Below are 6,000 nucleotides of genomic sequence, written 5' to 3' on the forward strand. Positions count from 1 at the left end.
CGGCCCCGGCACCGGCGCAAGCGACCGCCGATCAGCCCCCGTCACCGGCGCGCAAGCCGGTCGCGGCACTCGCCCCCGGCGCAAGCACCGCCCGCATCCCCGCCGACCCGATGAGCACCCTGCGGCAAAGGACGGCAACCCTCAGGCACCGCCTGATCCGCACCGTCACGCTGCTCGTTGCGACCGCCCGCGCCCTCACCGAACGCCCGGACGGCTCGGCTCCCGCCCCGCACCATCCGCCCCCGCACTGCCCGGGCGCGGAACCGGACGCCACACCCTGACCCCCACGCCGTACAGCACCAGCCCCAGGGCAAGCCCCGCGCCCGCCCCGAAGCACAGCGTCGGGATCAGCTCCCAGTACTCGGCGGTGGACCCCCAGTAGTCCCACCAGTGCAACGCTCGCTGCACCGCCGCCACGGCAGCCAGTCCACCGATCACCGCACCGGCGCACCACCGGTCCCGTACCGAAAGCGCCGGAACGCCGACCGGCGCGTCCGCCGGCGTCCGCCGTAGCGCCACGATCACGAACGCGGCGATGACGACCGCCGCCACCGCCGAACCGCCGTACTGGAGGTACCAGTACAGCGGCGACCCCGCGATCTCCTCGCCCAGCACGGGAAACAGCCGCATTCCCCAGCGGTCGAGATGCGTGAACGCGTCCCACACGACATGTGTCAGCGCGCCGAGCGCGGCCGAGCCGTACCAGCGCGCCGCAAGCGACGGCCGTACAAGGGCGCGCGGCGCCCCGCAGCGCAGCAGCGTGGCCACCCGCGCCTGCCGCCGCACCGGCAGCAGCGCCACCAGCGGTTCACGCAGCAGCAGCCACAGGCCCACCAGCGCCCAGGCGACCGCCACGTCGATGGTGAACACGCCCGCGAACGAGTGCGTGACATCGCCGAACTCCATCGCCTCGGGCAGGACACTCCCCGCGTAATAGGTCATGTCGGGAGAGAAGGAACCGGCCACCAACACGGCGGGTACGAGTGGGCCTCGGCCGGTTCCGTCGGTGCGTACGGCGGGCAGTACGGCCGCCGCGTGGCTGAGCGTGAACGGCAACGGGGCTCCTCGTGCGGGGTATTGACGGGACGGTCGATCCAGGTCGTCGGACTAGCCAGTATGAGGGGCATACGACGGACAGCTCCCACATGGCCAAGCGGTAAAAATCGGGCGCCAACGGGTGACCGTGCAAAGGAAGTTGTCGTAGGGTCGCCTGGGTCGCCGCACCGGGGGACGTGTGGTCGAACAGATAAACAGCGACGAAGGTGTGCCGCGAGGGCAACTGTCGCGGCGAGTCGATCGTCACTACAAGGGCGAGCAAGGCGAGCTCGGCAGACAGGGATGGGCGCTCCGGCGTCCACGGGAGGGGTCCATTTCATGGCGGCGCAATTCGGCAGGCTCCGCAAGGGCGCGGTGAACACCACGGTCGCCGCGGTCGTGGTCGCGGCACTGGCCGCGTCGCAGGCTCCGGGAGTGATGACCGACGACGCCGGCAGAAAGATCACCACCGGCACCCAGCCCTCACCGGACACGCCCGCCGAGAACAGCGCGACCGGCAACTCGCCGTACTACACGGACCTGCCGCCGCTCAAGAGCCCCAACCCCTCGCCCACCGCCGGCACCCCCGTCGCCCAGGGCGAGGGCGAGGCGGGCATCCCCGCGACCGTTCTCGACGCGTACAAGAAGGCCGCGACCGCCCTCCAGTCGGCCAAGCCCGGCTGCAACCTCCCCTGGGAGCTCCTCGCCGCGATCGGCAAGGTCGAGTCGGGCCAGGCCCGCGGCGGCCGCGTCGACGCCGCCGGCACCACCATCTCCCCGATCCTCGGCCCGCAGCTCAACGGCCTCGGCTTCGCGAACATCAGCGACACCGACGGCGGCGCCTACGACGGCGACAGCCGCTACGACCGTGCCGTCGGCCCCATGCAGTTCATCCCGTCCACCTGGGAGTGGGCCGGCCGCGACGGCAACGGCGACGGCAAGAAGGACCCCAACAACGTCTACGACGCCGCTCTCGCCGCCGGCCACTATCTGTGCCGCTTCGGCTGGGACCTGTCCACCAAGGGCGACCTCGACAGCGCGATCCTCAGCTACAACAACTCGCAGGACTACCTCAACCTCGTCCTGACGTGGCTGGAGTACTACCGCAAGGGCACCCACGAGATCCCGGACGGCACGGGCACCCTCCCGTCCGACCGCAGCGACGACACGGCGGGCGCGAGCCCGACACCGACGACGCCCTCCACGCCGTCGGCGCCCAGCGCGCCGACGGCACCGAGCAGCCCCAAGCCCGGCGACAACGGCGGCTCCCCGAGCCCCGAGCCGACCCCGCCGAGCACGACCCCGTGCGGGCCAGCGCGTCGGCGGCGCGCTCGGTGACGGTGGCCCTGTAGTCGAGACCGGCGATCGTGCGGCCGACGACGGTGACGCGGACGACGAACTCGCCGGTGTTCTCACCCGCCTTGAGCGCGGGCGCCAGGGCCTCACCGGTGCTGCCGGTGAGGACGGTGGCGTACTTCTCACCCGTGCTGAAGGTCGCGTCGGTGGCGCCGAGAAGATCTCCGCGCGCGCCGAGACCAAGGCCGGCAAGGCCGTCCCCAAGGTCCGGGTCCGCTTCACGATCATCGGCGCCACCGACGCGACCTTCAGCACGGGTGAGAAGTACGCCACCGTCCTCACCGGCAGCACCGGTGAGGCCCTGGCGCCCGCGCTCAAGGCGGGTGAGAACACCGGCGAGTTCGTCGTCCGCGTCACCGTCGTCGGCCGCACGATCGCCGGTCTCGACTACAGGGCCACCGTCACCGAGCGCGCCGCCGACGCGCTGGCCCGCACCAGCGACACCGCGCTGACCTGCACCCCGGGCGGCGAGTTCGCCGACCAGGTCGAGGTGAAGGCGACCTACAAGGGCGCCGTCGCGGACAAGGTCGCGGCCACCGCCACGCTCATCAAGTCGGCGGACGACCCGGCCGAGAACGACAAGGGCCCCTTCTTCAAGGACGCCGACGGCAAGGCCGTGCGCACCCTGACCGGCCTGACGACGGACGCGGACGGCCTGCTCAAGCTGCCGAAGCTGTACGCCGACGACGCGACCGGCACGTTCCTGCTCCGCATCAACACCGCGGGCGGCGCCACCCTGACCGTCGAGCTCAAGGTGGCCGCGGCCGAGACGTCGCCCAGCCCGACCCCGACGGACCCGGCGTCCGGCTCGGAGAGCCCGAGCCCGAGCGCGTAGCGCCACCGGCTTCCGAACGAGGGGCGCTCTTCCGCAGGCGGCGGACGGAGCGCCCTTCGTCTGTGTGCAACGTGTTCTCATCTCGCCCGCGCATTGCTACGGTGCCGAACCTGACGATGTATCAGATGTGTCGGACGAATCAGCTCCGGGGTTCCGGGAGGCCCGTATGCGCGCCCTGATCGCCGCCGCGACCGGTCTCGCCGCCGCGCTCGCCCTGGTCCTCGCGCTCACCGCGATGGGCTCACCGGCGGGCGAGACCTCCCCGAAGCCGCTGCTGACGACGGTGCCCGCACACCCGTAACCGCCCGTCCGGGAGGGAGGCCGAGATGCGCCGCAAGGCCGGCCTGATCCTGCTCGCCCTCGCCGTGTTCTTCGCGGCCCTGTCCCCGCTGCTGCGCTGGTATGCCTTCCCACGCCTGGCCAAGATCCCGGCCGGCCAGTACCAGGACATGGTCCTGGAGGCGAAGGACGCGACCCTCCTCGACTACGGCACGATGAAGGCCCGCAAGGTCCCCAAGGTCACCATCGTGCAGACGCTGAAGGGCAACGTCGAGGAGTCGGAGAGGATCGAGCGGACGGCCGGGAAGGACGTCGTCGTCTGGGACGGCCTGTCCTATGTCCAGGGCCCCGACGGCAAGATGGTCTCCAAGATCCCCGAGCGCTACATCTTCGACGCCCACACCCAGGAACCCGTCCATGCCACCGGCGAGATGGTCGACGGCGATCCGGTCAAACGGCAGGGCATCGAGTTCAAGTGGCCCTTCCTGACGGAGAAGCGGGACTACGAGTACTTCGACGCCCAGGCCCGGATCACCGCCCCTATCCACTACAAGGGCACCCAGGACTTCCGCGGCGTCGAGGTCTACTACTTCGAGCAGACCATCCCGTGGACCAAGGTGAGGTTCCCCAAGACGATGCCGGTCGAGGGCATCACACCGGAGTCGGTCGCCAAGACCGGCACGACCATCTGGTACACCACCGTCCGCAAGTTCTGGGTCGAACCCCTCACCGGCGCCCCCGTCTACGGCGAGGAGATCCACAAGGAGGAACTGCGCGGTGGGACCCTCCTCGGCGGCCGCGACAAGGTGACGGCCTTCGCCGGCCACGTGAAGATGCGCGAGGACTACATCGACAGCACGGTCGACCTGGTCAAGTCCAACCGCACCCTGGTCCTGCTGATGACGTCGTACCTGCCCTGGGGCTTTTTGACCCTGGGCGTCCTTCTCCTCGCACTGTCCCTCTACCTGGAGGCACGCGGCCGTCGCCCCGGCGACCCGGAACCGACGAGGGACACCGAGCCGGAGCCGGTCAGCGCCTGAGCCGGGCGTTGGTGTGCCGGGTCGGCTCGGCGCCGGCCGGATCCTCGGGCCACGGATGCTTCGGATAGCGACCGCGCAGTTCCGCCCGTACGCCGTTGTAGCCGTCCTTCCAGAAGGAGGCGAGGTCGGCGGTGACGGCCGCGGGGCGCCCGGCGGGGGAGAGCAGATGGACGAGGAGCGGCACCCCGGCGACCCTCGGCGACTCGTGCAGGCCGAACATCTCCTGCAGCTTCACGGCGAGCACGGGCTGTTCGGGATTGGCGTAGTCGACCCGGATCCTGGACCCACTGGGTACGGTGATCCGCTCCGGGGCCAGCTCGTCGAGCCGCCCGGCGTCCCCCGAAGCCCACGGCAGCAGCCGTACGAGCGTCTCCCCGGCGTCGATCCGCGCCAGGTCGCCCCGCCGCCGGGCCCGCCCCAGCTCGGGCTCCAGCCATTCGTCCACGCGCGCGTGCAGCGCGTCGTCGCAGACGTCGGGCCACGGCTCCCCGAGGCGCAGGTGCAGGAACGCGAGCCGCTGCCGCAGTACGACGGCGTCGGGGGACCAGCGCAACAGGCCGAGCCCGTCCTGCCGCAGCCCTTCGAGGAGCGCGTCGCGTACGAGGACGGGGTCGGCGTCCTTCAGGGGCCGCACCGCGAGTTCGATCGCCCCGAGCCGCTCGACCCGCCGCGCGACGACGTCCCCGTCGGCCCAGTGCACCTCCTGGCCCTCGTCGTACAGCGAGGCCGCCGCCGAGCGGGCCGTGTCCTCGTCCACCGCCGCGGCGAGCTGCACGCGCGCGTGCCCCTTGCCGACCGGACGGTCCGCCACGGCCACCGCGATCCACGGGGCACCGCGCAGGGGGCTGCCCTCACGCAGTTCGGCGCGCGTGCCGGACGCCATGAGATAGGAACCGCCGTCGGCCTTGGCGACGCGCTCGGGGAAGGCGAGGGCGGCCACGAGGCCCGCGGTGCGGTCGTCCCCGCCGTGCGCCCCGGAGCGGTCCCCCACACCCTGCGTCCGCGCGCGCTCGCCGCTCGCCCGCAACCGTCGCACCTCCGCCCGCCACCGCCCCGCATAGGCGTCACCGCCCCGCCGGGCCGACCGCAGCGCGGCAGCCAGGTCGTCCCCGTACTCCCTGGGGGCCTCCTCGCTCAGCAGCGCGACCACCTCGGCACCGGCGCCGGACGTGTCCATCAGCGCCCGCCCCAGCCGGGGATGCAGGCCCAGCCGGGCCAGCGCGCCGCCCCGTGCCGTGGCACGCCCGTCGGAGTCCACCGCCCCGATGGCCGCAAGGACGCTCCTCGCCGTAGACGGGGGCGCCGGTGAGGGGTTCGACCCAGAACTTGCGGACGGTGGTGTACCAGATGGTCGTGCCGGTCTTGGCGACCGACTCCGGTGTGATGCCCTCGACCGGCATCGTCTTGGGGAACCTCACCTTGGTCCACGGGATGGTCTGCTCGAAGTAGTAGACC

General features: G+C 71.8%; 3 protein-coding genes and 3 pseudogenes. 3 read left to right on the forward strand and 3 right to left on the reverse strand.

Features of this window, described 5'->3' with window-relative positions; translation table 11 throughout:
- Nucleotides 1-195: 195 nt before the first annotated feature.
- A complete protein-coding gene (locus EAO75_RS21060) occupies nt 196-1,056 on the reverse strand; it encodes a DUF4184 family protein (RefSeq protein ID WP_147996613.1) in 861 nt (286 codons plus the stop codon).
- Nucleotides 1,057-1,374: 318 nt separating this feature from the next.
- Between EAO75_RS21060 and EAO75_RS21065 the strand changes: the two are divergent.
- From EAO75_RS21065 to EAO75_RS21075, 3 genes and pseudogenes are all read left to right on the forward strand, one after another.
- Nucleotides 1,375-3,226: pseudogene (locus tag EAO75_RS21065) on the forward strand (lytic transglycosylase domain-containing protein).
- A 166-nt stretch (nt 3,227-3,392) separates the two neighbouring features.
- Complete coding sequence (locus EAO75_RS21070; protein ID WP_147996614.1) at nt 3,393-3,527, forward strand: SPW_0924 family protein; 135 nt, start codon at nt 3,393-3,395, stop codon at nt 3,525-3,527.
- A 25-nt stretch (nt 3,528-3,552) separates the two neighbouring features.
- On the forward strand, nt 3,553-4,545 hold the full coding sequence (locus EAO75_RS21075; protein ID WP_147996615.1) for a DUF3068 domain-containing protein: 993 nt from the start codon (nt 3,553-3,555) through the stop codon (nt 4,543-4,545).
- On the opposite strand, the pseudogene EAO75_RS21080 reads toward EAO75_RS21075, so the two are convergent.
- Both EAO75_RS21080 and EAO75_RS21085 read right to left on the reverse strand, forming a co-directional pair.
- Nucleotides 4,535-5,833 (reverse strand): annotated as a pseudogene (locus EAO75_RS21080) (ATP-dependent helicase C-terminal domain-containing protein); the annotation flags it as partial. The gene EAO75_RS21075 and the pseudogene EAO75_RS21080 sit on opposite strands and share 11 nt — an antisense overlap.
- Nucleotides 5,826-6,000, reverse strand: a pseudogene (locus EAO75_RS21085) (porin PorA family protein); the annotation flags it as partial. The pseudogenes EAO75_RS21085 and EAO75_RS21080, both read right to left, overlap by 8 nt.

Origin of the sequence: Streptomyces sp. UW30 (assembly GCF_008042075.1) — a bacterium.
GTDB lineage: Bacteria > Actinomycetota > Actinomycetes > Streptomycetales > Streptomycetaceae > Streptomyces.

Coding starts and splice junctions, on each gene's coding strand:
- EAO75_RS21070 (WP_147996614.1), top strand. CDS start 3,393: ATGCGCGCCCTGATCGCCGCCGCGACCGGTCTCGCCGCCGCGCTCGCC.
- EAO75_RS21075 (WP_147996615.1), top strand. CDS start 3,553: ATGCGCCGCAAGGCCGGCCTGATCCTGCTCGCCCTCGCCGTGTTCTTC.